The organism is Streptomyces sp. NPDC029159, assembly GCF_055564055.1.
In genome coordinates this window covers 1-26200 of the sequence record NZ_JBVHWT010000018.1, presented here as the reverse complement: position 1 = coordinate 26200, position 26200 = coordinate 1, and the positions used below count along the sequence as shown (strand labels likewise).

At 74.0% G+C, this 26200-nt stretch carries 23 protein-coding genes; 10 read left to right on the top strand and 13 right to left on the bottom strand.

The window, feature by feature from the left end:
- Positions 1 to 38 precede the first annotated feature (38 nt).
- The gene (locus ACZ4U4_RS27610; RefSeq protein WP_467879602.1) at positions 39 to 923 is read left to right on the top strand and encodes a PaaX family transcriptional regulator C-terminal domain-containing protein; all 885 of its coding nucleotides are present in this window, start codon (positions 39 to 41) and stop codon (positions 921 to 923) included.
- Here ACZ4U4_RS27610 and ACZ4U4_RS27605 read toward each other — a convergent pair.
- Both ACZ4U4_RS27605 and ACZ4U4_RS27600 read right to left on the bottom strand, forming a co-directional pair.
- Positions 827 to 2287, bottom strand: coding sequence for an amino acid permease (locus ACZ4U4_RS27605; protein WP_467879599.1), 1461 nt, complete (start codon positions 2285 to 2287; stop codon positions 827 to 829). The genes ACZ4U4_RS27610 and ACZ4U4_RS27605 overlap by 97 nt on opposite strands.
- A gap of 93 nt (positions 2288 to 2380) precedes the next feature.
- Positions 2381 to 3571, bottom strand: a complete 1191-nt coding sequence (locus ACZ4U4_RS27600; RefSeq protein ID WP_467879596.1) for a lactonase family protein — start codon at positions 3569 to 3571, stop codon at positions 2381 to 2383.
- Positions 3572 to 3892: 321 nt separating this feature from the next.
- Here ACZ4U4_RS27600 and ACZ4U4_RS27595 point away from each other — a divergent pair, with 321 nt between their 5' ends.
- Entirely contained in the window at positions 3893 to 4978 is a 1086-nt protein-coding gene (locus ACZ4U4_RS27595; RefSeq protein WP_467879594.1) for a tetratricopeptide repeat protein, read from the top strand.
- Here ACZ4U4_RS27595 and ACZ4U4_RS27590 read toward each other — a convergent pair.
- On the bottom strand, positions 4872 to 6302 hold the full coding sequence (locus tag ACZ4U4_RS27590) for a lipase maturation factor family protein (protein ID WP_467879591.1): 1431 nt from the start codon (positions 6300 to 6302) through the stop codon (positions 4872 to 4874). The two genes, ACZ4U4_RS27595 and ACZ4U4_RS27590, sit on opposite strands and share 107 nt — an antisense overlap.
- Positions 6303 to 6712: 410 nt before the next feature.
- Between ACZ4U4_RS27590 and ACZ4U4_RS27585 the strand changes: the two genes are divergently transcribed.
- Both ACZ4U4_RS27585 and ACZ4U4_RS27580 read left to right on the top strand, forming a co-directional pair.
- Positions 6713 to 6883, top strand: a complete 171-nt coding sequence (locus ACZ4U4_RS27585) for a hypothetical protein (RefSeq protein WP_169749983.1) — start codon at positions 6713 to 6715, stop codon at positions 6881 to 6883.
- A 520-nt stretch (positions 6884 to 7403) separates the two neighbouring features.
- Positions 7404 to 8561 (top strand): glycoside hydrolase family 88 protein, encoded by a 1158-nt coding sequence (locus ACZ4U4_RS27580; protein WP_467879589.1) that lies wholly within the window; start codon positions 7404 to 7406, stop codon positions 8559 to 8561.
- A gap of 141 nt (positions 8562 to 8702) precedes the next feature.
- Here the strand turns inward: ACZ4U4_RS27580 and ACZ4U4_RS27575 are convergent, their stop codons facing one another.
- From ACZ4U4_RS27575 to ACZ4U4_RS27555, 5 genes are all read right to left on the bottom strand, one after another.
- Complete coding sequence (locus ACZ4U4_RS27575) at positions 8703 to 9716, bottom strand: zinc-dependent alcohol dehydrogenase family protein (protein ID WP_467879587.1); 1014 nt, start codon at positions 9714 to 9716, stop codon at positions 8703 to 8705.
- A gap of 66 nt (positions 9717 to 9782) precedes the next feature.
- Positions 9783 to 10253 carry an RpiB/LacA/LacB family sugar-phosphate isomerase gene (locus tag ACZ4U4_RS27570; protein ID WP_467879585.1) on the bottom strand — a complete coding sequence of 157 codons (471 nt, stop codon included), beginning with the start codon at positions 10251 to 10253 and terminating at the stop codon, positions 9783 to 9785.
- A gap of 58 nt (positions 10254 to 10311) precedes the next feature.
- A complete protein-coding gene (locus tag ACZ4U4_RS27565) occupies positions 10312 to 11085 on the bottom strand; it encodes a triose-phosphate isomerase family protein (protein WP_467879583.1) in 774 nt (257 codons plus the stop codon).
- 199 nt (positions 11086 to 11284) lie between these two features.
- A complete protein-coding gene (locus ACZ4U4_RS27560) occupies positions 11285 to 12235 on the bottom strand; it encodes a hypothetical protein (protein ID WP_467879580.1) in 951 nt (316 codons plus the stop codon).
- Between the two features lie 320 nt (positions 12236 to 12555).
- Positions 12556 to 13506, bottom strand: coding sequence for an aminoglycoside phosphotransferase family protein (locus tag ACZ4U4_RS27555; protein WP_467879577.1), 951 nt, complete (start codon positions 13504 to 13506; stop codon positions 12556 to 12558).
- A gap of 193 nt (positions 13507 to 13699) precedes the next feature.
- Here ACZ4U4_RS27555 and ACZ4U4_RS27550 point away from each other — a divergent pair, with 193 nt between their 5' ends.
- The 5 genes from ACZ4U4_RS27550 (at position 13700) to ACZ4U4_RS27530 (ending at position 19381) form a co-directional block, all read left to right on the top strand.
- Complete coding sequence (locus ACZ4U4_RS27550; protein WP_467879574.1) at positions 13700 to 14887, top strand: CapA family protein; 1188 nt, start codon at positions 13700 to 13702, stop codon at positions 14885 to 14887.
- A 296-nt stretch (positions 14888 to 15183) separates the two neighbouring features.
- Positions 15184 to 15378: a ferredoxin gene (locus tag ACZ4U4_RS27545; protein WP_467879572.1), complete on the top strand. Its 195-nt coding sequence runs from the start codon at positions 15184 to 15186 to the stop codon at positions 15376 to 15378.
- Positions 15375 to 16637, top strand: coding sequence for an NAD(P)/FAD-dependent oxidoreductase (locus tag ACZ4U4_RS27540; RefSeq protein ID WP_467879569.1), 1263 nt, complete (start codon positions 15375 to 15377; stop codon positions 16635 to 16637). Before ACZ4U4_RS27545 ends, ACZ4U4_RS27540 begins: the two co-directional genes overlap by 4 nt.
- 20 nt (positions 16638 to 16657) lie before the next feature.
- Positions 16658 to 19114: an excinuclease ABC subunit UvrA gene (locus ACZ4U4_RS27535; protein ID WP_467879567.1), complete on the top strand. Its 2457-nt coding sequence runs from the start codon at positions 16658 to 16660 to the stop codon at positions 19112 to 19114.
- Positions 19115 to 19168: 54 nt separating this feature from the next.
- Positions 19169 to 19381 carry an EF-hand domain-containing protein gene (locus ACZ4U4_RS27530; protein WP_030279676.1) on the top strand — a complete coding sequence of 71 codons (213 nt, stop codon included), beginning with the start codon at positions 19169 to 19171 and terminating at the stop codon, positions 19379 to 19381.
- Positions 19382 to 19436: 55 nt separating this feature from the next.
- Here ACZ4U4_RS27530 and ACZ4U4_RS27525 read toward each other — a convergent pair whose 3' ends face one another.
- On the bottom strand, positions 19437 to 21812 hold the full coding sequence (locus ACZ4U4_RS27525; protein ID WP_467879564.1) for a GH92 family glycosyl hydrolase: 2376 nt from the start codon (positions 21810 to 21812) through the stop codon (positions 19437 to 19439).
- 409 nt (positions 21813 to 22221) lie between these two features.
- Here ACZ4U4_RS27525 and ACZ4U4_RS27520 point away from each other — a divergent pair, with 409 nt between their 5' ends.
- Positions 22222 to 22695 carry a hypothetical protein gene (locus tag ACZ4U4_RS27520; RefSeq protein ID WP_467879561.1) on the top strand — a complete coding sequence of 158 codons (474 nt, stop codon included), beginning with the start codon at positions 22222 to 22224 and terminating at the stop codon, positions 22693 to 22695.
- A 63-nt stretch (positions 22696 to 22758) separates the two neighbouring features.
- Here the strand turns inward: ACZ4U4_RS27520 and ACZ4U4_RS27515 are convergent, their stop codons facing one another.
- The 4 genes from ACZ4U4_RS27515 to ACZ4U4_RS27500 all read right to left on the bottom strand — a co-directional run bounded on the left by ACZ4U4_RS27515 (position 22759) and on the right by ACZ4U4_RS27500 (position 25914).
- Positions 22759 to 24204 carry an amino acid permease gene (locus tag ACZ4U4_RS27515; protein WP_467879558.1) on the bottom strand — a complete coding sequence of 482 codons (1446 nt, stop codon included), beginning with the start codon at positions 24202 to 24204 and terminating at the stop codon, positions 22759 to 22761.
- A 124-nt stretch (positions 24205 to 24328) separates the two neighbouring features.
- The gene (locus ACZ4U4_RS27510; protein ID WP_467879555.1) at positions 24329 to 24544 is read right to left on the bottom strand and encodes a dodecin; all 216 of its coding nucleotides are present in this window, start codon (positions 24542 to 24544) and stop codon (positions 24329 to 24331) included.
- Positions 24545 to 24671: 127 nt separating this feature from the next.
- Complete coding sequence (locus tag ACZ4U4_RS27505) at positions 24672 to 25133, bottom strand: universal stress protein (RefSeq protein WP_467879552.1); 462 nt, start codon at positions 25131 to 25133, stop codon at positions 24672 to 24674.
- 64 nt (positions 25134 to 25197) lie between these two features.
- Positions 25198 to 25914: a PAS domain-containing protein gene (locus ACZ4U4_RS27500; RefSeq protein WP_467879549.1), complete on the bottom strand. Its 717-nt coding sequence runs from the start codon at positions 25912 to 25914 to the stop codon at positions 25198 to 25200.
- Positions 25915 to 26200 lie beyond the last annotated feature (286 nt).

The window sequence follows — 26200 nt, the reverse complement described above, 5'->3', positions numbered from 1 at the left end:
GTTACAGTTGTACGACAAGCGTGGAAAGGATGTAATGAATGAATGGCGCGGACGGCTGTGACGGCACCCGCGGGGCGGCCCTCACGGGCACCCCACGGAGCGCGGCGGACGATGCGGAGCACCTGGGGGTGCGGCCGCTCACCGCGCGCTCCGTCGTCCTCAGCACCCTCCTGGGCAACCATCCGGCGCAGCTTCCGGTCCGCGCCCTCGTCCGTATCGGGGAACTCTTCGGCATCGCCGAAGGCACGGTCCGGGTCGCACTCTCCCGCATGGTGGCCGCCGGCGACCTCACCCACGCCGACGGGGACTACGCCCTCACCGCACGGCTGCTCGCCCGTCAGCGCCGACAGGACGACAGCCGCACCCCGCGCACCCTGCCATGGTCCGGCGCCTGGGAGATCGCCCTCGTCACCGGCGAACGCCGCACCGCCGCCGAACGTACCGCGCTGCGCCGCGCCATGGACGGACTGCGCCTGGCCGAGCTGCGCGAGGGCAGCTGGCTGCGCCCCGCCAACCTCGACCGCCCCCGCCCGTCCGCCGCCGACCAGTGCACCTGGCTCACCGGCACCCCCGACGGTGATCCGGTCGCCCTCGCGGGCAAGCTCTGGGACCTCGACGGCTGGGCCGCCCGCGCCCGCGACCTCGACGCCCGGCTCGGCGCCGCGGACGACCCCGCACACCGCTTCACCGTCGCCGCCGCGGCCCAGCGCCATCTGCTGACCGACCCGCTGCTCCCCGTCGAACTGCTGCCCGACGACTGGCCCGGCACCACTCTGCGGGAGAGCTACGACGCCTTCGTCGACCATCTGCGCGAGCTGCTCCGGCACTACCTCTCGCCGATCGCCGCCCCCACCACGTCCGGCTCGGGGGCCGGGCCCGCCGGTGCCGTACGCGCCGCCGGGACCCGCCGCCGGAACTCGTAGCCCACCAGCACCACCGCCACCGTCACCAGACTCAGCCAGAACTGCGAACGGCTGTCGGGCAGCACCGCCATCGCGGCGATCACCGCCGTCATCGCCGCGATGGTCGCCCAGCTCAGCCAGGGGAACAGCCACATCCGCAGCGTCAGCCGCGCCGGGCCCTCGCGCTCCAGCCGCCGCCGCATCCGCACCTGCGCGAAGGCGATGGCCAGATAGACGAAGAGCGCGACGGCACCGTAGGAGTTGATCAGGAACGAGAAGATCACGTCGGGGGAGATCCAGGCGGCGATCACCGACAGATAGCCCACCGACGTCCCGGCCAGCAGCGCCCGGCGCGGTACACCGCCGCGGCTGACCTTCGTGAAGGCGCGCGGCGCATCGCCGTTGCCGGTGAGCGCGAAGAGCATCCGCGACGACGTGTAGAGCGCGGAGTTCAGGCAGGACAACACCGCGATCAGCACCAGCGCGTTCATCACCGTCCCGGCGGCGGGCACCGCCAGCCGCTCCAGGACCGCCGCGTACGGACTGACCTCGATCGCCCGGGACGTCCACGGCACGACCGCGACCACCAGGAAGATCGACAGCACGTAGAACGCCACCACCCGCAGCACGATCGAGCGGATCGCATCGGCCACCGCCCGCTCCGGCTCGACCGACTCCGCCGCCGCGATCGTCACGATCTCCGCGCCGGTGAAGAACCCGACGCAGGGCACCACCGCCGCCAGCACCGCGCCCACCCCCGCCGGGGCGAACCCGCCGTGCGACGTCAGCAGCGCCAGCCCGCCCGCGGCGTGCGGCCACAGCCCCAGCACGTACAGCGCGCCCAGGAACAGGAAGACGACGATCGCCACGACCTTGATCGACGAGAACCAGTACTCGAACTCGCCGTAGGACCGTGCCGACACCATGTTGGTCGCCGTCAGCAGCCCCATCAGGACCAGACTGACCACCCACAACGGCACGTCGGGCAGCCACAGTTGGACGATCCGGCCGCCGGCCACCGCCTCCACGGCGACCACGATCACGAAGAAGTACCAGTACAGCCAGCCGACGGTGAAACCGGCCCGCAGCCCCAGCGTCTCGCGGACATGCGCGTAGAACGAGCCCTGTGCGGGCCGGGCGACGGTCATCTCCGCCAGCATCCGCATGATCAGCACCGTCAGCACCCCGGCGGCCAGGAACGACAGCACCGCCGCCGGACCCGTCGCGTGCACCACCACCCCGCTGCCGACGAACAGCCCCGCGCCGATCACCCCGCCCAGCGCGATCAGCCGCATATGGCGGCGCTTGAGCCCCTGTTGCAGCGCACCGTCCGCCGGTGCCGGGCCGCTCTGGAGGCCGTGCGCCCCCGGTGTCTGCGTACTCATGGGGGGCGACGCTAACTTCCGGACAATGCCGCACTGTTGCGGCAGTGTGTCACTCGCCGCGGAGTGCCGGATTCCACCGTGCCGCGTGCCTGCTCACCGCGGCAGTACGCACACCACGGCCGCCGCCGCGAACGGCTCCCCGCGCCGCACCAGCGCGCCGGAGTCCTTGTCGACCGCGAACACCGTCACCGTCCCCGACCGCTGGTTCGCCGCGAACAGCAGCCGTCCGTCCGGCGAGAAGGCGATCTGCCGCGGGAAGTCGCCGCCCGCCGGCACCGTGTCCAGCAGCCGCAACCGCGCCCCGCCGTCCTCGACCGCGTACCGGGTCAGGCTGTTGTGGCCGCGGTTGGCCAGGAACGCGAACTTTCCGTCCGCGGTGACCAGCAGCTGCGCCGGATAGCTGGTGCCCTCACCGGTGCCGGTCGGCTGCGGCTCGCCCGGCGTCAGCCGCCCGCTGTCCGCGTCGTACCCGCAGACCACCACCGTGTTGTCGACCTCGTTCGCCAGATACGCGAACCGGCCCGACGGGTGGAACGTCAGATGCCGCGGCCCCGCGCCCGGCCGCAGCGCCGCCCGCGCCACCTCGGCCAGCGTCCCGGCGGAGGTGTCCAGCCGGTACGTGTAGACGGTGTCGGTGCCCAGATCCACCGCCAGGACGTGGCCGCCGTCCGGCGCGGTGATGATCTGGTGCGCGTGCGGCCCGTCCTGGCCGGGGCCGGGCGGTGGCGCGGAGTGGGTGACCAGGTCCGTCCGCTCACCCAGCGAACCGTCCGCCGGGTCGATCGGATGCACCGCCACGCTCCCGGAGGTGTAGTGGGCGCTCAGCAGCCAGCGGCCGCCCGGGTGGACCGACAGATGGCAGGGCCCGGCGCCGCCGGTGGGACGGCTGCCCAGCACCTTCGGCGGGCCCTGCGCCGGCAGCGCCAGCGCGGTCACCGCGCCCTCCTGCTGCTCGTCGACGGCGTAGAGCGTGCCGCCGTCCGGGGCGAGCGCCAGATACGACGGGTCCGGGACGCCGCCGACCGTACCGGTGGAGGTCAGGGTGGCGTCGGCGGCGTACTCCGCAAGGATGACACCGGCCCCTCCGGACGACGTGTACGTCCCGAGGTACGCGGTACGGTCGGCCCGCGGTCGCCGGGCCTCCGCCCGCCCCCGGCCCCCGGCCTGTGCCGGAGTGGCGTCGCGGCCGGCCGGCGCCACGCCCCCGGCCGCCACCGCGAGCCCGGCGACGCCCCCGAGGAAGCGCCGGCGCCCCACGCCGGGCCCGGCCCCTGCTGTGTCCATGCTCCACCTCGGTATCCGGCGCTCGCGGCCCGCGGGCCGTACGGCACCCGCGGAGGGACGGGGTCAGCCTGACCCCGACGGCGCGGCACGGCAAGGGGAAGGCGACCCGTGGCGCGGGATCCCGACCCGACGCGGCGTCAGCTTCTGCCGCTCCTCCCCCTGTTGGGCGGGGGAACACCCGTACGTCGTGGTGATGACGTCAGGGGCAGGACGTAGCACTTCAGAGGTACGTGAGGACGGGCACTGCGAGGGATTCGGGCTACCCGTCCGACTTCATAGCGTCGTGATCACGACGGATCATGAACGAGAGGGCACCGCAACATGTACGGCAAGGCATTCGCCCCCGAGTACCAGGGCGAACTGGGCGCGAAGCTCGGCGTCAACTCCTCCTACGAGGAGGTGCTGGCCGCCGCCGTCTGCGCGCGCGAAGAGGCCGGGAGCCCGCTGGACCGGGCCCGCGCGGCCCTTGCGGCGGCCGAGGCCAACCGCCGTCTGGGCAGGGTCGGGGCGGCCGGTGCGGCCTGGCGCGACAGCTACCGCAGTGCCCGGGAGGCGGGCGACCGCGGCGCCATGGGCTGGGCGCTGTGGAGCGGCGGCACCCTCGCCCGCCAGTGCGGTGCCCTGCCGCTCGCCCGCCGGCTGCTCACCCACGCCGTGGCCCTCGCCGACGGCGCCGACCGGCTGGCCCACGGCTACGCCCTCGCCGGGCTCGCCGAGACCGGCCGCATCCAGGGCGACTACGAAGCCGTCGCCGACCTCCACGCACAGCTCCTGGCCCAGGCGCGCGCCCACGGCGAGCCCCGGCATGCGGTCTGGGCGCTGTCCGGCATCGCCCAGATGCACCGCAACACCGGCGACCTCCCCAAGGCGCTGGACCTCTTCGAGGAGTGCGTGACCATCGCCGCCGCGGCGGACGACAGCCGCGGCCACGCCTGGTCGCTGCGGGGCGTGGCGGACGTCCGCTCCGTGCTGGGCGAGACCGACCGCGCGCTGGAGCTGCTGTCCGAGGCGGAGGCGATATGCCGCACCATGGACCTCGCCGCCGCCCTCGCCTACAACCACAAGATGCGCGGCAACGTCTTCTTCCGCGCCGAGCGGTACGCGCAGGCACGCGAGCTGTACACCCTCGCGCTGCGGGAGTTCACGGAGATGGCGGAGCCCCGCGGCCGCGCCCTGGCCGGGCTGGGCCTGGCGAAGTCCCGCGCCCGGCTGGGCCGCGACCACGTCGAGACGCTCGCCGAACTCGACACCCTGGAGCGGGAGTTCCGCAAGATCGGGCTGCGGGAGGCGCTGCGGACGCTCACCGCCTTCCGGGACGAGGTGACAGCGCGGTGGGCGGCAGAAACTGCCGGACTTCACGACGGTGCCACCATGCGCCTGACTCCCGTAGCTCGCGCCACGTCGTGAAGCGGTACTCGAAGAGCCGGGCCCGCACCCGCAGCGGCGGGGCGTCCGGGAACGGATTGCCGCGCAGCAGCCGCAGCGTGTCCTTGTCGCCCGTGAGCAGCCGCTCCACGAAGCCGCCGAACCAGCCGGCGGCGTAGCCCGGCGACAGCGCGGCGAACCACATCAGCCAGTCGAGCCGCAGGTGGTAGGGGGCGAACTGGCGCGGCAGCCGCCCCACCTCACCCGGCTTCCCGTGGAAGCCGTACTCCTTCCACACCGTCTCCGGCCCGTCCACCGCCGACGCCGTCCCCTCCACCACCACCTCCCGCCGCACCCGCGTGACACTGCCGAAGGCGCCGTACGAGTTGACCAGGTGCAGCGGCTCGTACGAGGTGTTCATCCGCTGCTCGTGGGCGAGGAGGTTACGGGCCGGGCGGTAGCTCAGGGCCAGGACCCCGGCGGTCGCCGCGCAGACCAGGACGGTGAACCACACCGGGGCGCCCGCCGGGAGCGGCGGCGGGGTGACCCAGGGGCGGGCCCCGGCGGCGACGGAGAGGGCGAGCGCGAGGGTGAGCCAGTTCAGCCAGGCGAAGTTGCCGGAGAACACCAGCCACAGCTGGGTGACGGCCATCGCCACCGCCGCCCACCCGGCCACCGGCTGCGGGGTGAACAGCAGCACCGGCAGCCCCAGCTGCGCCACATGGTTGGCGGCGGTCTCGGCCTTGTGCAGCGGGCCCGGCAGACGGTGGAAGAACCAGCTCAGCGGCCCCGGCATCGGCTGGGTCTCGTGGTGGTAGGAGAGGCAGGTCAGATCGCGCCAGCAGCGGTCCCCGCGCATCTTGATCAGCCCGGCGCCGAACTCCACCCGGAACAGCAGCCAGCGCAGCAGCCACATCACCAGGACCGGCGGGGCGACGTCGCCGTTGCCGAGGAAGACCGCCAGCATCCCCGTCTCCAGCAGCAGTGACTCCCAGCCGAAGCCGTACCAGGTCTGGCCGACGTTCACGATCGACAGGTACATCAGCCACAGCGCCGCCCACATCGCCATGGCCGCGCCCAGCGGCACCGCATCGGCGGCGCCCGCGGCCACCGCGGCGGCCAGCAGCGCCCCGCACCACGACCAGGCGGCGAAGAACCGGTCCGAGTAGTGGAGCTGGAAGACGGACGGCGCGGCGCGGAACGGTACGCGCGCCACGAAGCGCGGCACGGGCAGCATCCCCTGCGCGCCGATCAGCGCCCGGAACTGCCGCGCCGCGGCGAGGAACGCGGTCAGATAGACGAGGGCCAGCAGCCGCTGGAAGACCAGGCGGCCGAGCCAGTAACCGGAGTCGGTGAACCAGTCCACCCGCCCAGGGGTAGCACCGCCCGGTGCCGCCGCGCGGGCCGACGCTCCGGGCGCCACCCGACGCGCCGGTACGTCCGGGCGGCGGTGCCCGGCCGGAGAGGCGGCGGTCATCCGAATGGCGGGCCACGCTGGACTGCCGCGGCGCCCTCCCGCCACCCCGTACGGGCCGGTGACCGGGGCCGACGCGGTGCGGATCACCGTCACTGCGCGGAGAGCGGGGCAAGGCCGACGGAAAAAGTCGCGCGGGAGGGGTTAGGTGTCGTTAGGGTGGGGGACGACGGACGACCCTCCTGGGAGACGCCAACACCATTTGGCCCGTCGCGGGAACGCCACAAACCCTGGCCGATCTCCCGGTTTGTGAACGAGGCGCCACCGCGTCGGAACCCATACCTCTGATGAAGGAGTGCGTGGTGGCATTCGACAAGACGCAGTACAAGGAGCCCCGCCCGAAGCAGGGTGAACGTCCCGGCCGGATCAAGGAAGTCCGCAACCTTGAGGTCTGGGGACGCGGCGCTCCGGTCCGGCTCGCCGGCTGTGACGAGGAGCCCGTCGAGCCGCACATCTTCCGCGGCATCGACTGACCCCGGAGCACCCTTCCGGCCCCGGTCCACCGGGCGCGAAGGGCACATCCGGCACCGCAACCGCCCGCTTCCCGTCCGGGAGCGGCGCCCGACGGGGAGCGGCAGCGATCGGCTGCCGCTCCCCGTCGGCGTGTACCGGACCGCGGCGCCCGCGTGCGGCACGGCCGCTGCTACGCATCCGTACCGGACGGCGGCGCCCGCATCCCGCACGGCTGCGCCCGCGTACCGAACCCCGTTGCCCGGAAGGGCCGTTGCCGGGGCGGTGCGGCGTCGGCCCGGTCCGCACCCTCGCCCCTTCCGGCGCCGGGCCCTCTTCCGAACCGTGGGCTCCACTGTCACCATGGCACCGCTTCCCATGAACGAACAGCGTTCCCGTACGTGAACGGGATGGGCTGCGCCGGGCCCCACCGCACTTCGCCGGTACCGCCCGCGGCCTCGCGTCACCCCGTCCGGGCAGTCCCCGGCCCCGGCCCGTCCCGTGGTGCTCGTGCCCGATCGTCGTACCCGGAAGGGGTGTGTCATGGAACGTCGGCACTTTCTCGCCACCGGCGCCGTCCTGGCCGTAGGGGGTGGAATCTCCCCGTTCACGGGCGGCGACGACCGCGCCGCGGCGGCGGGGCGGACGGAGGCAGGAGGCGGACTGCCCGCACGGGCGGAGATCATCGCCGTGCTGCGGCGCGTCGCCGATCACTGGATCGGGGCGCACACCGACCCCGGTGACAACAAGTGGGCCCGCGCCACCTTCTTCAGCGGCCTGCTCGCCCTGCACCGGCTGACCCGCGAGCCCCGCTACGCGGCCTACGCCCGCGGCTGGGCCGAGAAGCACGACTACGGACTCAACGACGGCGCCACCACCCGCCACGCCGACAACCAGTGCGCGGGCCAGGCCTACCTGGACCTGTACGAGCTGGACCGCGCACCGGACGAGGCGAAGATCGCGGCGCTGGACGAGTCGGTGCGCGCGATGGTCGACTCCGTGGCGGACCAGCACTCCGACTGGACGTGGGACGACGCGCTGCACATGGCGATGCCGCCGTTCGCCCGCCTCGGCGCGGTCCGCGGCGACGACGCCTACGCGGCGGCGATGCACACCTTCTACACCCACACCCGCAACGCCGAGGGAGGCCCGGGCCTCTACGACGCGACCAGCGGCTTCTGGTACCGCGACAAGCGTTTCCTCCCAGGAGGAATCGTTTCTCCGGAGGGCGGACCGGTGCTGTGGTCGCGTGGCAACGGCTGGGTCGCCGGCGCCCACGCCAAGGTGCTCGCCGCGCTCCCCGCCGACCACCGGCACGCGCCCGCCTACCGCACCGCCCTCCTCACCGAGCTGCGCGCCCTGCGCCGCATCCAGCGCCCCGACGGCTTCTGGAACGTCAACCTCGGCGACCCCGAGCACCTGCCCGGCCCCGAGACCAGCGGCACCGTCTTCTTCCTCTACGCGACCGCCTACGCGCTGCGCACCGGACTCGTCCCGGCCCGCCTCTTCCGGCCGGTCGCTGCCCGCGCTTGGCATGCCCTGGTCACGCAGGCCCTGCACCCGGACGGCTTCCTCGGCTACGTCCAGCCCGAGGGCGACCGCCCGGAGTCGGGCCAGCCGGTCGGCCGCGACACCACCGCCGACTTCGGCGTCGGCGGCTTCCTGCTGGCGGGGACGGAACTGGCGGCGCTGGTGGGGTAGCGACCCGCACCACGTCGCTCAGCACCCGGAGGCCGTCCCGGTCTCGACGCGCCGGGCGTCACGGTGGTCTCCTGTCTGCCCTCGGACGAGGAGACCACCATCCGGCTGCCGGAGCTGACGCGCGGGACATGAACCGACGGATCAGTCGGCCGACCCGTCGGGCACGATCTGGAGCTTGCGGCCGGTGCCCTTCTTGAAGGTCTCCAGGGCCTCGGCGTACCGGTCGAGGCCGAAGCGGTGGGTGATCATCGTCTCGGAGTCGATGACGCCCCTGCCCAGCAGCTCCACGGCGCGGCCGTAGCTGTGCAGGATCGCCATGCTGCCGACGATGCGGATCTCGTCGTTGTAGATGCGGAACGGCGAGAACTGCGCCTTCTCCTGGTCGGGGGCGCAGCCGAACTGCTGGAAGGTGCCGCCGCGGATGGGCCGGGTCAGTCCGTCCTCGATGGCGCGGATGTTGCCGGTGCAGTCGGTGACGACCTGCCAGCCGCGCGGGTGGTCGTCGGTCAGCGCGTCGGCGGTGGTGGCGACGGCGTCGGCGCCGAGTTGGCGGGCGACCGCGAGCCGGTCCTCGTTGATGTCGACGACGGACACGGAGGCGGCACCGGCCCGCCGGGCGACCTGGAGGTAGAGCAGGCCCATGGTGCCCGCGCCGTAGATCAGGAAGTTGTCGCCGAGCTGCGGGGAGACGATGTCGAAGCCGCGGACGATCGTCGACAGCGGCTCGATGAGCGGGGCGTGCTCCAGGCGGACGGTCTCCGGCAGCCGGTAGAGGTTGCCGACAGGGACCTTGACGTATTCGGCGCAGGCGCCGTCGACGGTGATGCCGATGGTGCCCCACTGCTCACAGAGGTTGCCACGGCCGATGGCGCAGAAGTGGCAGGCGCCGCAGTAGATGGCCGGGTCGGCGGCGACGGCGTCGCCCTCCGCGTAGCCGGTGACGCCCGCGCCCACCGCGACGATCTCGCCGGAGAACTCGTGGCCGGGGATGACCGGGTAGCGGGTGGGGCCGAACTCGCCCGCGAGCATGTGCACATCGGTGCCGCACAGTCCGGCGGCGGTCACCTTGACGACGACCTCGCCGGGGCCCGGGGTGGGGTCCGCGACGGTGGTCACGTTCAGCTTGTTCGGTTTCTCGATGACAACGGCGCGCATGGTCGTTACCGCCTTTCGGAAGAGGGTGCGGAGGGGAGGGGACGGGCTCCTGGCGGGCTCGGCGGGTCAGGCGGTGAGGAGGTTACGGGACTCGACCTGCCGGATCTTCTCGACCTTGGGCGCCGAGCCGCCGCCCGCGAACTCCGAGGCCAGCCAGTGCTCCAGGCAGACCAGCGCGGCCTCGACGCCCATCGTGCGGTTGCCGAAGCAGGCGATCTGCGCGTCGTTGGACTTGCGGGCGCGCTCGGCGCTGTAGCTGTCGGGGATCTGCGCGGCGCGGATGCCGGGAACCTTGTTGGCGGCGATGGCCATGCCGATGCCGGTGCCGCAGATCAGCACGGCACGCTCGTGGTCGCCGCGGGCCACGCTCCGTGCGACGCGCTCGGCGACGTCCGGGTAGTCCTCGGAGGGCGCGGCGCTCAGGTCGGTGACGGGGTAGCCGCGTTCGGTGAGGTAGGCGATCATCGCGTCCCGCATGACGATGCCGGCGTCGTCGGCGCCGATGGCGATGCGGACGGGGTCCTGGGCGGTGGTCACGGGGTCTCCTGACGGGGCGGGGCCGGGCGGCCGGGTGGGTTGGGGAAGGCGGTTCGGGTCAGCCGCCGGCGATCTCTTCGACGACCTTGCGCAGGCCCTCGGTGTCGTGGGCGAGGCGCCCCAGGAACAGTCCGTCGACGGCGCCGTCCAGTTCGGTGTACGTGCCGGGGCCCGCGGTGCCGCCGTAGATCAGCCGCCCGCGGACGTCGTGGTCGCGCAGCGCGCCGCGGATCGCGTCGGCGACCGCCCGGACGTGGTGCGCGGGGGCCGGTTCGCGGGCGCCGATCGCCCAGACCGGCTCGTACGCGATGACGACCTCGCTGCCGGGGACGGCGCCGGAGAGCGCGGCGCGGACCTGGGTGAGGGTTTCCCCGACGGCGTCCGCGAGGCCGTCGGCGCGGCGTTCACCGGCGCAGATGACGGGGATCAGCCCGGCGTGGGTGGCGGCCCGGGTCTTGGCGGCCACCGTCTCGTCGGTCTCGCCGAAGTGGCGGCGGCGCTCGGCGTGGCCGATCTCGACGTAGCGGGCGCCGGTCTCGGCGAGCATGCCCGCGGAGACCTCACCGGTCCAGGCGCCGCTCTCGGCCCAGTGGACGTCCTGGGCGCCGTAACCGATGCCGGTTCCGGCCAGCAGGTCGCGGGCGTCGGCGAGCGCCGGGAAGGCGGGGAGGACGAAGAGGTCGACGGGGCGGGGGAGCGCGGTGAGGGCGTCGCGGAGCGCGGCCACCTCCGCGAGCCAGGCCCGGGTCTGCGCCAGGCCGAAGTAGAGCTTCAGCGAGACGCCGACCACCGGGCGCGGGCGCACGGAAGACGTCGAGTTCTCAGGGATCACGTCGTTCATGATGCTTCAAACAGAATCACATGTGAAGTTCTCAGATCAAGACGTGAATTTCACAGAGTTGATGTGATGGGGAGGGGCTGGTCTCGGCTTGTGCGGCGGCGTCCGGCGGCAGGCTCGCTGCCGGACACCGCCGTCGCCCCGTGCTCCGGCCGCACCGCCGCGATCGGCAGGTCGTCCGCCCGGCCGGGAGCTACGGCAGTCCCTCGCGGGGCGGTGGGAGGAACGCCGCCCGGTAGAGCTGGATGCCGTCGTTCCGCTGCAACCGGGAGTCCGCCACGGCGCGCAGCCCGCGGCGGAAATAGCTGTGCCACCACGACCGGTGATCCGCCGCCAGCGCGTCGTACGGCTCCGCGGCGGCGTCCCGTACCACCCGCAGCGCCCGGCGCCGGGCGGCGCGGCCCGGGTGCGCCGGGACGACCGCCGCGTACAGCGTCCGCGCCCCGTACCCGTCGGCCCGCTCCCGCCACGCCGTGACCTGCGCCCCGCCCTCCGGCAGCGGCTGCACGGCGGCGTGCGCCTCGGTGTGCTCCTCGACCCGGGCGGGCGGCGGGCCGGTGTCCCCCTCGGGCGCGGGCCCGCCCGCCCCGGCCGGACGGAACCGCCAGCGGAACGCCCGCTCCCCGGTGCTCGGGACCACCTCGACGGCGAGCACGGGGCGCGAGGTGTGCACCAGCGCGCGGACCGTGAGGGTGCCGCGGTCGGTGGTGAGGGAGCCGGTCAGCTCGGCGTCGCGCAGCCGCAGCCGCCAGTCGGCCGCGGTGACCGTGCCGCACGGCATCAGCGTGAAGTGCCCCACCGGCGGCCGCGGTGGACCGAACGGCGCGCCGGACTCCGGCCGGTGCTCATGGATCTCGCCCTGCTGCACGGTGAACCGCACCGCCTGCGCGCCCGGTTCGGCGGACGCCCAGCTGCCCAGCAGCGCGTTCCCGAGGAACGGCGCCTCGTGCCACGCCGTGGGCAGACGCCGCCAGACGGGGTCGGCGTCGGCGAGGAGTTGCACCCAGGGGTCGCCGGGCTCCGCCGCGCGCCCGGCCGTCCCGTCCTCGCCTCTGCCCGCCGCGGTCAGGGTCGGCGCCCCGAGGGCGTGCCGTCCTGGCGGGGAGGCGGGGGAGCGGTGTGACGGGGACGGTTCGACGGCCATGCGGCCTCCAGTCGGCGCGCGCGGCGGGGAACGGGCGCACACGAACGGCCGCCCGCCGCGCCGGCCCCTCCGCATGGTGGTTCCCCACCGGACGTTCCGGAAGCCCCGCACGGGGCGTACGCCGGAGGGGCGAACGGATTGCGGACGGGCAACCGGCTTACGGGTAAGGGGGTTGGCGCGCGGTTCGGGTGCGCTGCGTGGAGCTGGGGCGCCGGTGCAGCACGTGCCCCGGGGCGTACATCTCCGATGTCCGGTGGGTGCCGGTGAAGAGGGTGCGCCGGCCGGGAGCGCCGCTCAGTCCCGCGGGCCCGTACGGGCGCTCAGCACCCCGCCAGGTCCGCCGCCACCCGTGCCCGCCGCAGCTCGTCCGCGCCGCCCGCCGCGTCGCCGTGCGCCGCCTCGTGCAGTGCGCTCTCCACGCCGCGCGCCGCCGCCCAGGCCAGCAGCCGCGCCGGGTCCTCGTCCAGGGCGCCTCCCAGCAGTCGGGCCCGGGCGTGCAGCACCGGGCCCGGGTCGGGGTGCGCGAACGGGTCGTCGATCTGCATCAGCAGCGGCCACGGGTCGTACGCCGGGTCGCCGGTCATCGGCTTGGGGTCGATGGCCAGCCAGGGGCGGCGCCGGGCGGCGAGGAGGTTGCCCGGGTTGGCGTCGCCGTGGACGACGGCCGTCCGCCGGGAGTCGCGCGGCAGCGTCCGCAGCAGTCGCGCCCCCAACGCCACCAGCCCGGCGTCGTACCCGGCGTGCAGCCGCCCGGCCCGCTCCTCGACCAGTGCGGCCCACTCGTCGCACACCGCCGCCATCGATTCCGGCCCGCCGTCCGCCGGGCGCGGCACCGCCCACAGGCCGCGCAGCACCTCGGCGGCGAGGGTGAGCCGGTCCTCCGGCGGCAGGGGTGCGGCGGTGAGCGGGGTGCCCGGTGTGCACCGCTCGATGAGCAGCGCACCGAGCGCCGGATCGTGGTCGAGAAGGCGTACGGCGCCCGCGCCCGCCCAGGCGCGCAGCGCCGGAGCCTCGCCGTCGGCCTCGCGGTGCGGCCACCCGACCTTGAGGACGGCGGGCGTACCGTCCGGCAGCGCGGCGGGCGCGACCCAGGCGCAGCTGCCGCCGTCGAACGGGGCGCCCAGCCGCAGCCCCCAGCGCTCCTCCGCCGCCCGCACCAGCTCCGGCAGCCGCGCCAGCCAGGCCCGTCCGCCGGCCGTGCGGCGCACCGTGCGGAGCATGGTCAGGCCGGGCGGGAAGCGGTCCGTGGTGGGGCGGCTGCCGGTGTCCATCCGGGCAGCGTAGGGCGGTTCGGGGTGGGAGGGCAGGGGGCGGCCCGCGCGCGGGGAGGGGTGCCGCCCTGTGCGCACGCCCCCGTGCGCATCCCGCCGGGTCGTCGGGTCGTCGGGCCGCCGTCCGGGCGATATGCCAGCAACCCACACTTTACGTCGCTTATCTTAAGAATCGTCTTGATATGCGTCAGGGATGAACCTGTACCCCCGCTCTGCCGTGACCGTCCTGGTCGCCGCCCTCGCCGTCGGCTGCGGTGGCCCGGCGGCCGCCCCGCCGCCCCGCCCCGCCCCGTCCGCACCGGCAGCGGCGGGCGGGCACGCCGGTGCGCCGCCGCCTTCGGCGGCCAAGGCGCCGTTCACCCTCGTCGCGTCCGGGGACGTCCTCGCCTCGTACCCGGAGGTGCTGGACACCGCACAGGACGACGCGCCGGACTTCGGCCGGCGCGGCGCCGCGCCGACCGGGTACGACTACCGGCCGATGCTCAAGGGCAGCAAACCCGTCATCGCCGAGGCGGACCTCGCCCTGTGCCATCTGGGGACCCCGCTCGGCCCGCTGACCGGCCCCTTCACCAGCTCCGGCGCCTTCCAGGCCCCGCCCCAGGTCGCCACCGCCCTCAAGGACGCCGGGTTCGACTCCTGCGCCACCGCCTCCGGACACACCCTCGACCGCGGCGACGCCGGGGTCCGCACCACCCTGGAGGCGCTGGACACCGTCGGGATGCGGCACACCGGATCGGCGCGGGACGCCGCCGAGGGCTCCCGGCCCGCGCTGCTGCGGGCGCGCGGCGGCGCCGAGGTCGCGCACCTCTCCTACGTCCTCGGGGACCGCGGCGCCGACCGCGGCGCCAAACCCTGGGCGGTGAACCTCGTCGACGAACAGCGGATCATCGCCGACGCCCGCGCCGCCCGCCGCGCCGGTGCCGACCTCGTGGTGGTCAGCGTGGCGTGGGGCACCGAGTACCGCTCCGTCCCCGACGCCACCCAACTCGCCCTGGCCCGCGCCCTGACCGCATCGGAGACCGACGGCCGCCCCGACCTCGACCTGATCCTCGGCACCGGCTCGCGCGCCCCGCAGGCGTACGAGAAGGTCAACGGCGTCTGGGTGGTCTACGGGCTCGGCGACCAGCTCACCGGGTCCATGAAGAAGTGGGAGGCCAACTGGGGCACCGTCGCGCGCTTCCGCTTCGCCCCGCCGGAGCGGCCCGGCGAGCGCTGGCGGGTGACCGACGCGGAGTACGTCCCGCAACTCGTCACCCACGGCCAACCGCTGCGCAGCATCAACCTCGCCCGCACCAAGCTGTGGGTAAAGGAGCGCGACGCGATCGGAAAGACCGCGCTCAGCAGGGGTGCCGCCGCGTCCGGGCTCAAGGCGGGACGCTGAGCACGGGGTGCGGGCGGACGCCGGACGTACGGATACCGGCGGCGGTGCGGCGGGCCGGGCGCCCCGCGGTCCTGCACGGTGCGACGGACGCCCGGCGGGCATTCCGGTACGCGGCCGGTGCGAGGCGCAGGCGACCCGCACCGGGCCGGGCCGTCGGCCCCGGGCGGGCGCCCGGTCCGTACCGGAATGCCGGACCGCGGTGATCGCGCCCTGCCCGTCGTCCGCCGACGGAGGTACCGTCCATTCCGCCGGATGATCGACCCCAACCCGCCCACACCCCCCAGGAGTTACCGGCCATGAAGATCACCGTTGCTGCCGACAGGTGCTGCGGCGCAGGTCAGTGCGTGCTCACCGCCCCCGAGGTCTTCGACCAGCGGGACGAGGACGGCGTCGTCGTCCTGCTCGACGCGGCGCCGCCCGCCGAGCGGCACGACGCGGTTCGCGAAGCCGCCGCCCTCTGCCCCGCCGGCGTCATCGAGCTGCACGCATGACCGCCCGCCCCCTCGCCGTCGTCGGCGCCTCCGCCGCCGGACTGGCCGCCGCCGAGACGCTGCGCCGCTCCGGCTGGACCGGACCGCTCACCCTGATCGGCGACGAACCTCATCTGCCGTACGACCGGCCGCCGCTGTCCAAGCAGCTGCTCCACGGCACCTGGGAGAGCGAACGGCTGCTGCTGCGCACCGCCGACCAGCTCGCCCCGCTCGACCTCGACCTGCGGCTCGGCACCCGCGCCACCGGTCTGGACGCCGCCACCCGCACGCTGACCCTCGACGGCGGCGAACGCCTCGCCTGCGCCGGAATCATCGTCGCGACCGGTGTCACCGCCCGCACCCTGCCCGGCGCGGACGGCCTCGACGGCGTCCTCACCCTGCGCACCCTCGACGACGCCGTCGCGCTCCGCGCCCGGCTGGCCGGCGCCGGGCACCGGCTCACCGTCGTCGGCAACGGCGTCCTCGGCTGCGAAGCCGCCGCCGTGGCGCGGGAGCTGGGGCACGAGGTGACGCTCATCGGCCGTGACACCCTCCCGATGGCCCGCGCGGTGGGGCCCGAGGTCGGTGCGCTGCTCGCCGAGGAGCACCGCACCCGCGGCGTCCACCTGCGCACCGGCGTCGTCGCGGAATTCCTCACCGGCCCGGCGCCCGGCACGGCCGGCGGCGTCCGCCTCACCGACGGCACCGAGGTACCCGCCGACACCGTCCTGCTGGCCATCGGCTCCGACCCGGCCGTCGGCTGGCTGCGCGGCGAGCCCGCCCTCGACACCACCGACGGGCTGCGCTGCGACGCGTACTGCGCGGCGGCGCCCGGCATCTACGCCGCCGGGGACGTGGCCCGCTGGGACCACCCGCTGCACGGCGTCCCGCTCCGCTTCGAGCACCGGATGAACGCCACCGAACAGGGCATGGCCGCCGCCCGCAACCTCCTCGCCGAACTCGCCGCGGAGACCGCGCCCGGCACGGACGCCCCCGAGCGCCGCCCCTTCGCCCCCGTGCCGTACTTCTGGTCCGACCAGTACGGCATCAAGCTCCAGGCGTACGGGCTCACCGCGGGCGCCGACCGGACGGAGACCACCGTCCTGGACCGCGCTGCCCGCAGCGCCGTCGCCCTCTACGGACGCGACGGCTCCGCCACCGGCGTCCTCGCCGCCGGACTGCCGCCGCGCCAGGTCAGGGCGCTCCGCGCGGTCGTCGCCACCCCGCAGCCGTGGGAGGAGGCACGCGCCCGCGCCCGGGCGGTTCTCGCCCCGGCCTGACGGTGCCCGATCATGGAGGGATGACCGACTCGTACGTACGGGTGCGCGGCGCCCGTGAGCACAACCTCCGCACCGTCGATGTGGACATCCCGAGGGACGCGCTGGTCGCGTTCACCGGGGTGTCCGGATCGGGCAAGTCCTCCCTGGCCTTCGGCACCCTCTACGCCGAGGCGCAACGCCGCTACTTCGAGTCCGTCGCCCCCTACGCCCGCCGCCTGATCCACCAGGTCGGCGCGCCCAAGGTCGAGGAGATCAGCGGGCTGCCCCCGGCCGTCGCCCTGGAGCAGCGCCGCTCCGCGCCGTCCGCCCGCTCCTCCGTCGGCACCGTCACCACCCTCTCCAACTCCCTGCGGATGCTCTTCTCCCGCGCCGGTGACTACCCCGAGGGCGCCGGGCGCCTCGACTCCGACGCCTTCTCGCCCAACACCGCCGCCGGCGCCTGCCCCGAGTGCCACGGACTGGGCCGCGTCCACCGCGTCACCGAGGACTCCCTCGTCCCCGACCCCTCGCTGACCATCCGCGAGGGCGCCGTCGCCGCCTGGCCCGGCGCCTGGCAGGGCAAGAACCTCCGCGACATCCTCGCCACCCTCGGCCACGACATCGACCGGCCCTGGCGCGAGCTGCCGTCCGCCGAGCGCGACTGGATCCTCTTCACCGACGAACAGCCCGTCGTCACCGTCGAACCGGTCCGCGAGGCGGGCCGTATCCAACGCCCGTACAAGGGCCAGTACATGAGCGCCCGCCGCTATGTGCTGCACACCTTCGCCGATTCGAAGAGCGAGACGCTGCGCACCCGCGTCCGCGGCTTCATGATCACCGAGCCGTGCCCGGTCTGCGCCGGACGGCGGCTGCGCCCCGAAGCGCTCGCCGTCACCTTCGCCGGCCACGACATCGCCGACCTCGCCGCCCGCCCGCTCGGCGCGCTCGCCGCCCTGCTGACGCCCACCGCGCGCCGCGATGACGACGGCGTCGCCGCCACCCTCGCCCGCGACCTCGTCGCCCGGATCGAGGTCCTCACCGAACTCGGCCTCGGCTACCTCGCCATGGACCGCCCCGCGCCCTCCCTCTCCGCCGGGGAACTCCAGCGCCTGCGCCTCGCCACCCAACTCCGCTCCGGTCTCTTCGGCGTCGTCTACGTCCTCGACGAACCCTCCGCCGGACTCCACCCCGCCGACACCGAATCCCTCCTCGCCGTCCTCGGGCGGCTCAAGGAGGCGGGCAACTCCCTCTTCGTCGTCGAGCACGACATGGACGTGGTGCGCAGCGCCGACTGGCTGGTCGACGTCGGCCCGCGCGCGGGCGAACACGGCGGCCGGATCCTGCACAGCGGCCCCGTGGCGGGGCTCGCCGACGCCGCGGAGTCCGCCACCCGCCGCTTCCTCTTCGACCCCGCGCCGCCCCCGGAGCGCACGCCCCGCACGCCCACCGGCACGCTCGCGCTGCGCGGTGTCACCCTGCACAACCTGCGCGGACTCGACGCCGACTTCCCGCTCGGCGTCTTCACCGCCGTCACCGGCGTCTCCGGCTCCGGCAAGTCCACCCTCGTCACCCGGGTCCTCGCCGACGCCGTCCGCGACCACCTGGGCACCGCGGAGGAACCGGCCGGGCCCCAGGACGACACGACCGCCGAGGACACCGCCGACGACCGCGCCCGGATCGCCTCCGCCGAGGGCCTGTCCGCCGTCGACCGGCTGGTCCGCGTCGACCAGAAGCCCATCGGCCGCACCCCGCGCTCCAACCTCGCCACCTACACCGGCCTCTTCGACGCGGTCCGCAAGATCTTCGCCGCCACCGACGCCTCCCGCGCCCGCGGCTACACCGCCGGACGCTTCTCCTTCAACGTCGCCGCCGGACGGTGCGAGACCTGCCAGGGTGAGGGTTTCGTCGCCGTCGAACTCCTCTTCCTGCCCGGCACCTACGCTCCCTGCACCGCCTGCCACGGCGCCCGCTACAACGCCGAGACCCTGGAGATCACCTACCGGGACCGGACCATCGCGGACGTCCTGGCGATGACCGTCGACGCCGCCGCGGAGTTCCTGGCCGACGTCCCCGCCGCCGCCCGCAGCCTGCGCACCCTGCGCGAGGTGGGCCTCGGCTATCTGCGGCTCGGCCAGCCCGCCACCGAACTCTCCGGCGGCGAGGCCCAGCGCATCAAACTCGCCACCGAACTCCAGCGCACCCGCCGCGGCCACACCCTCTACCTGCTCGACGAACCCACCACCGGTCTGCACCCCGCCGACACCGAGGTGCTGCTGCGTCAGCTGCACGGGCTGGTGGACGCCGGGCACACCGTCGTGGTCGTCGAGCACGACATGGGGGTGGTCGCCGGCGCCGACCACGTCATCGACCTCGGGCCCGGCGGCGGCGCGGACGGCGGCCGGATCGTCGCCGCCGGCACCCCGCAGCAGGTCGCGGCCGCCCCCGGCAGCCGCACCGCGCCCTACCTGGCCCGTGCCGGGGCCCGACCTGCGGGTTAAGGTACGCGGGTCGTATCAGCGACACGGATCGTCCAGCACACGAAGGGGGCCCACATGGCTGACATCGAGAAGGCCAGGGAGCAGTTCGCGCGGTTCGACGAGGACGGCGACGGTCTGGTCACCGCCGAGGAGTTCCGGCGCGCCATGGCCGAGATGGGCGACCGGTACCTGACCGGCGCCACCGCCCAGACGATCATCAACTCCAAGGACACCGACGGCGACGGCCGGATGTCCTTCGACGAGTTCTGGGCCTCGCTCCAGGGCTGAGCGCCCGTCCGGGGCGGTGCGGCACACCGCCGCCCGCCCCGGACACCGCCCGTGGTCAGCCGGTGCGGCCCGGCCGCCCGGCCGCCGCGCCCATCGGCGGCGGCGCGTCCGCCGCCCCGGTGCCCCACCCGGACGGCGAACCCCCCACGGTGAACGCCAACTCCCGTGCCCCGCACAGCTCGTCGGTGGTCAGCCACGTCCGCTGCCGCGCGGCGCCGTCGAGCCGCACCGACTGCACGTAGCGGTCCGTCGCCGACGTACCGGGCGCCGTCACGGTGAAGCCGCCCGACGGGTGGAACCGCCGGTCAAGGCGGAGGTCGACGCGGTCGAAGACCGGCGTGCTCAGCCCCCAGGTGTCGGTGCCGGGCTGGACGGGGAACACCCCGATCGACGACAGCACCATCCACGCCGACATCGTCCCCAGATCGTCGTTGCCGGTCATCCCGGTCGGCGCGTCCGTGAACAGCGTCAGCGCCGCATGGACCACATCCGTCGTCTTCCACGGCTGACCGGTCGACAGATAGGTGTACGGCGCGATGAGATCCGGCTCGTTCTGCGGGTTGTACTTGTCCGCGTTATAGTAGTCGTACGGGCCGTTGACCCAGACCTCGCGCGCGGTCTTCTCCGGGTCCGCCAGCAGCTTGTCGTAGGCGAAGAAGGAGTCCAGCCGCTCGGTGGCCTTCTCCTTGCCGCCGATGAGGGAGATCATCCCGGGCAGGTCCTGCGGCACCAGCCACTGGTACTGCCAGGCCGTGCCCTCGTGGAACCCCTCGCTCTTCGCCGGATCGGCGGGCCCGGTGAACGCGCCCCGCCCGTCCCGCGCCCGGAAGAAACCGGTCGAGGCGTCGAAGACCTTGCGGTAGTTCTGCGCGCGGGCCGCGTACCGGTCGGCGTCCGCGCCATGTCCCAGATCGCGCGCCATCCCCGCCAACGCCGCGTCCGCCAGCGCGTATTCGAGCGTCGCCGAGCCGCCGTGGTCGAAGTCGGAGTCGCCGGGCTTGGTGTGCGGGCGGCCCTTGAGGAACGGGACGAAACCGTTGGTGAGGTACTCCGCGTTGCCCTCCCGGCCCACCGCGGGGGAATCGGCCGGCGGCACCCCGTCGGCGTTCCGCTTCAGCGCCGCGTACGCCTCCTCCTCGTGCCCGGCCAGGAGCCCCTGCCGGTAGGCGTTGGTCAGGAACGGCGTCACCGGATCACCGGTCATGATGTTGGTCTCGACCGTGCCGTAGCCCCACTTGGGCAGCCAGCCGCTCTCCTTGCCGACCCGCAGCACCGACAGCGCCATGTCCCGCGACTCCCGCGGCGCGAGCAGCGCCAGCAGCTGCGCCTGGGTGCGGTAGGTGTCCCACAGTGACCAGTTCTGGTAGTACGTGAACCCGCGCGCCCGGTGGACGCGCTGGTCCCAGCCCCGGTAGCGGCGGTCCACATCCGTCCCGGTGTTGGGCGCGAGGAACGAGCGGTACAGCGACGAGTAGAACGTCCGCCGCAGCGTCGGATCGCCGCCCCACGCCCGCACCTGCCCGAGCCGCCGCTCCCACGCCGCATCGGCCGCGGCCCGCACCCGGTCGAAGGAGGCGCCGCCCTCCGCCCGCAGATTGCGTGCCGCGCCCGCCGCGTCCACATAGCTGAGCGCGGTGGTCGCCTCGACGGTGCGGCCCTTGCGGGTGTCGAAGCGGACGTACGCACCGCGCCGCCCCGCCCCCGTCGACTCCGCCGAACCGGGCGTCACCCGGTCGCCCTGCCAGGTCCCGTAGGAGGCGAACGGCCGGTTGAAGCGGGTGAGCGTGTACACCGTGTACGGCCGGGTGTCCTGGCAGAAACCGCGGCCGGTGACGGTGGTGCGCACGGTGCGCGAGTCCAGCACCTCGACCCGGGCGGACACCACCTTGTGCAGCGCCTGCCCGGCGTTGAGCAGCACATTCGCCTTGTCCGTCGCCGGGAAGACGTACCGCTGCCGTCCGGTGTGGGCGGTGGCGGTCAGCTCGGCGCCGATCCCGCCGTACGACGTGAGCTTCACGCGGTACGAGCCGGGGCGGGCCGATTCGTCGTCATGGGTGTAGGCGGCGGCGTACTTGGCGTAGTCGGTCTCGGTGAGGTCGCCGGTGGTCGGCAGCACCGGCAGATCGCCGCCGAGACCGCAGCCCACCCCGGAGATGTGCACGGCGCTGAACCCGCGGATGTGGTCGTCGTCGTAGTCGTAGCCCGTGGTGTGGCCGGTGTCGGGGGAGAGCTGCACCATGCCGAACGGCACGGCGGCGCCCGGGTAGGTGTTGCCGTCGTTGCGGCTGCCGATGAACGGGTTGACGAGGTCGGTGAGGCGGCCGGACGGGGGCGCGGCCTGCGCGGCGGGGGCCGTGAGCGCGCCCCCGACGAGCGCGGCCGCCAGCACCGCACCGGCGGTGCGCAGCCGGGTACGACGGGGCCATGGCATGGGTGGACCTCCGGGAGTGAGCGCTGCGCGGCCCACCGGACGCGGCGGGGCACCGGCGCACCCGGCGCGGCGGGTACCGGGACCGGCGCGACAAGCGGGCCGACAACGTTGTCAGGGCGGGCTCATTCTTGGGGGCGGCCCGGTACCCGTCAAGAGGGCGGACCGGCGCGGGAACGAGGGCTCACCCCTCGGTGTCTTGACGATGACACGTCAAAAAAAGTCCGCGGCTCCGCCTTGTTCTCTGCGCGGGGGCATGCCTCAATGGGCACCGCATTCAGGTTGCTGAACACACGTCAGCTCCGTGTGCCGGCACGGGACCGCGCCGCGGCCCCGCGCGGACGCCCGCCGCCCGCACCCATGGCGGCCGGCGCCCCGACCACCTCATCGCCACCCCACGAAGGCGGACCACATGAGACACGGCAAGCTCGGCAAGGCCCTCGGCAGCGCCCTCGCCGTCGGCGCGGCACTCGTCGGCACCCTCGCCATGGCGCCGGCCGCCGGTGCGGTGAACCCCGACACCGCCACCCTCGGCTTCGACTGCGGCACCTACGGCAAGGGCACCGCCACGCTCACCGCCACCCAGGACGGCACGGCCGCCACCATCAGCGTCTCCACCTCGGCCGTCACCGCCCCGATCGACGTGGCCGCGAACTCCGTCAAGTCCACCCTCACCCTCACCAAGAACGGTTCGGACACCGCCACCTTCAGCGGCAGCTCCAACCCGAAGATCCCCTCCGGCAGCGCCGTCAGCACCGGCCCGCTCACCGGCACCGTCGCCTCCGGCGACAGCCTCGAAGCGACCTCCCTCAAGGTCGTCGTCTTCGGCATCACCGCCACCTGCAAGGCCACCGGCGCCCAGGATCCGGGACCGTTCGTCTTCTGAGCCGTGACGCGCGAAAGGCGGCGGGCCCCGGGAAACGCCCCGGGGCCCGCCGCCCGCACGCCGTCAGGCCGTCCCGTCGCCCGACTCCGCCTCCCGCCGCTCCGCCTTCGCGGCCTCCGAGCGGCGGTAGGAGTAGCCGAAGTACACGCCCAGGCCGACCAGGAACCACACCACGAAGCGGACCCAGGTCTGCCACTCCAGGAAGGTGATCAGCCAGAGCGAGAAGAGCACGCCGAGCGCGGGGACCACCGGCATGCCCGGGGTGCGGAACGTCCGCGGAAGCTCGGGGTGTTTGTAGCGCAGCACGATCACCGCGATGCAGACGACCACGAACGCCAGCAGGATGCCGATGTTGGTCAGTTCCGCCGCCTCGCCGATCGGCAGGAAACCGGCGATGGCCGCCGACGCCGCCCCGACGATCCAGGTCACCCGGGTCGGCACATGCCGGGTCGGATGGGTCTTGGCGAACCACTTTGGCAGCAGCCCGTCCCGGCTCATCGAGAACCACACCCGGGTCACGCCCAGCATGAAGGTGAACATCACCGTGAGGATGCCGATGATCGCGCCGACCGCGATGACGTCCGCGACGCTGCTGAGCCCCACCGACTTGAACGCCGACGAGAAGCCGCTCTCCGGGTCGATGTCCTGGTAGTTCTGCATGCCCGTCAGCACCAGGCAGGCCAGGACGTACAGCACCATCGAGATGACCAGCGAGTAGATGATCGCCTTCGGCATGTGGCGCTGGGCGTCCTTCGACTCCTCGGCCGCCGTGCTCATCGCGTCGTAACCGAAGACGGCGAAGAAGACGGTGGCCGCGCCGGTGAACGCGCCGCTGACGCCGAACGGGAAGAACGGGTGGTAGTTGGCGGTGTTGATGTGGAAGAAGCCGACCGCGACGACGCCGACCACCACCAGCACCTTCAGCCCCACCACGATCATCTCGAAGCGGGCCGCGTTCTTGATCCCCAGCGTCAGCAGATACGCGATGAGCAGGCAGAGGACCGCCGCGAAGAGGTCCACCCGGTGGCCCGGGCCGGTGCCGGGCGCGCCCAGCATCCAATCCGGCAGCTTCGCCCCCGTCTCGCCCACCAGGAAGCTGAAGTAGCCGGAGATGCCGATGGCGACCACCGCCACGATCGCGGTGTACTCCAGCAACAGGTCCCAGCCGATGAACCAGCCCGCCAGCTCACCGAGGACCGCATAGCCGTAGGTGTACGCCGATCCGGCCTTCGGGATCAGCCCGGCGAACTCCGCGTACGAGAACGCCGCCGCGGCGCTCGCGACGCCCGCGATCAGGAAGGAGAGCAGCACGGCGGGCCCGGCCTTGCCGTTGGCGACGGTGCCGGCCAGCGTGAAGATCCCGGCGCCGATGATCCCGCCGACGCCGATCGCGGTCAGTTGCCACAGCCCCAGCACCCGCGTCAGCTGCTGGGCCGAGCCGCCCTCGGCCTCCTCGATGTGCTCGATCGGTTTGCGGCGCAGTACGCCGTGTCCCGGACGCAACCCCATTGGTGACCTCCGTACCTCCGTCGTGGCCTGACGGCGGCTCATGATGGACCCTCGACGGCCGGCGGGGAAGGCATCTCCCACGCCGTCCGGGCGGGGAGTTCACCGGGGCATACCGCGGAGGGCGTCAGTCCGTGCTCTCCAGCCGGAAACCGACCTTGAGGCCGACCTGGTAGTGCTCGATCTCGCCGTCGACGAGGTTGCCGCGCACCTGGCAGACCTCGAACCAGTCGAGGTTGCGCAGGGTCTGCGAGGCGCGCCGCACGCCGTTGCGGATCGCGGCGTCGACGCTCTCGTGGGACGTGCCCACGATCTCCGTCACACGGTAGGTGTGGTCCGTCACGGTGGTCTCCCTGGTCGGGGCGGCGCTCCGCCCGTGCACCTCTCACCGTGCCCCAGCGCACCCCGGCCCACCAGCGGAGTTGACCCGCCCGGTGCCACCGGCCCCACGAAGATCGGAAAGGCGTCCGCTACGGGACGACCGTCACCGGCCAGCGTCCGGTCTTCACCAGCCGGACCGCCACCGAGCCCATGATGCGGTGCCCGGCCGACTCCGAGGCGCCCACGACCACGGCGTCCGCCTGCAGCTCGTCGGCCATCTGCACCATCCCGGCGTACGGGTCGCCGCGCAGCGTGTGGAACTCCCAGCGGATCCGGTACAGCCCCTGCAGCCGCTCCGTCGACCGGCGGATCTCCGCCATCAGCTCCTCGGCCACCTCGTGGGTGGTGTCGACGACCGGCGCGCCCATCGTCGCCCCGGCGGGCAGCAGCGGCTGGATGTAGACCAGCGCCAGCTTCGCGCCCTGGCGGCGGGCCAGCCCGGCGGCGTAGGCGGCGGCGCGCCACGACGAGTCCGAGCCGTCGACACCGACGACGATGACCTTCGGGCCGTCCGTGCCCCGCTCGAACGCGGGCTGCTGGTTGTCCTCCACACCTTGAGGTTATCCGTACGCCTGTCCGGGCGGGCGGCCGGGCACCGGGTGGCGCAACGCCTGGTCAGGTGGCCCGCGGCGGCCAGCTGCCCGGCTCCAGGACGCCCAGCACGTAGGCGCGGGCCACCAGCGCGGTACGGCCCTGGACCCGCCAACGGCGGGCCAGCCGGGAGAGGTGGTAGTTGACGCCGTCCACGGTCAGTCCCAGCGCCGAGCCGATCGCCGCGGTGGTGGCGCCGCCCGCGGCCAGCGCCAGGATCCGCCCCTCCACCGGGCTGACCCGGCCGCGCGGTGCGGTCGGCGCCGTCTGCTCCCGGACCTTCAGCAGCGCCAGCAGCGTCGGGGGCCGCGCCGACGGATCGCCCACCGGGTCGAGGGACAGCTCACCCTGCCGCACCACCCCGTCCGTCCCCCGCCAGCCCACCGCCACCGGGTACCGCGAGCGGCGGCCGAGCCGCAGCGCCTCCGTCAGCCGGTCCAACTGGGCGGTGTCGCGGGGCCGGAAGAGATCCAGCAGGTTGCGGCCGCAGAGACGGCCGGGCGGGGCGCCCCACTCGGCGGCCATCGCGGGGTTGGCGATCAGCACCCCGCCGTCCGCCCGGCACACCGCGATCGGCAGCGGAAGCCGGTCGAGGAGGTTCAGGAAGTGGTTGCGCCACGGGTTCTGCGGGGCCGGTCCGGGCGGGGGCGGCACCGCCTCCGGCGCGTCCCCGGCGGCCCGCGGACCGCCTCCGTCCGGTGTTCCGCTGTGCACCGTGCCCGGCTCGGCTCCGTCCGCCATGCCCGCTCGACCCTCCTCGCCCCGCCTCGCTCCGGCGGGAAAACCACTGCACAATCATGCAGTCGCCGCACCGGTCGGGATACCCCTAATCCCGCGGTCCACCGCGTTGACCTGCGCCGGGGAACCGCCGACGGCAGGAGATTCAGGGGTGCGCGCCGGTTCGCGCACCCGGGCCGGGGGGGGGGGGGGGGGGAACAACAAAGGACGCCGAGGCAAACGCCCCCCCATCCCTTCCTTGCCTCTTTCCTTTCCAAAAAAAGGCCAGCCTTCCCCCCCCCCCCCCCCC